The 533-nt window shown below is 73.5% G+C and carries 1 protein-coding gene; it reads right to left on the bottom strand.

Annotation, left to right across the window (positions count from 1 at the left end):
• On the bottom strand, positions 1-533 hold a 533-nt coding region (locus tag ABWV20_RS19330; protein ID WP_353358119.1), incomplete at both ends, for a transposase.

Raw genomic sequence — 533 nt, 5'->3', positions numbered from 1 at the left:
GCCAGTATGAGAGCGGCAGAGAACCCGTGCCGGTTCACTGTCCTTGGGGTGGCGGATGCGGTCCTCGACGCGGGCGTGGGCGCGGTGCCGGGCTTCGAGGAAGGCGAGCTGCCCGGCGGCGGTGTTGGTGATGAAGGCTTGGTAGCGCCAGCCGTCAGCCTCCTCGAACAGCGACAGCTGCGCGCCGGGGTGGGGTCGTTCCCGTCGGGCGATGACCCGCATCCCGGGCGGCCACGTGGCCAGCAGGGCCGGGTCGATCAGGCGGGTCAGCTCGGCGACGCCGCCGCCCTCACGGGCCCCGCCGTCGGTGTCGAGGGCGGGGGTCCAGACCTTCTTGGGGACGAGCTTGATCGCGTCCCGGATGTGCTCGGTGATCGCGAACCCCACGCTGTACTCGAGGGTCCGGCCGCGGACCGTTCCCTGCTCGTGCAGCCAGCCGACCAGGTCGTGGGAGGCGCCGGCGCCGTCGGAGCGGACCAGCAGCCGCCTGCGGGGCGCGGCGGGGACCTGCGCGATCGCCTGAGCCAGGACGG

It is taken from the genome of Intrasporangium sp. DVR, assembly GCF_040365325.1.
In the GTDB taxonomy this organism is placed as follows: domain Bacteria; phylum Actinomycetota; class Actinomycetes; order Actinomycetales; family Dermatophilaceae; genus Intrasporangium.
Note: the sequence above shows the minus strand (reverse complement) of the source record. Positions and strands in the feature narration are given on the sequence as shown.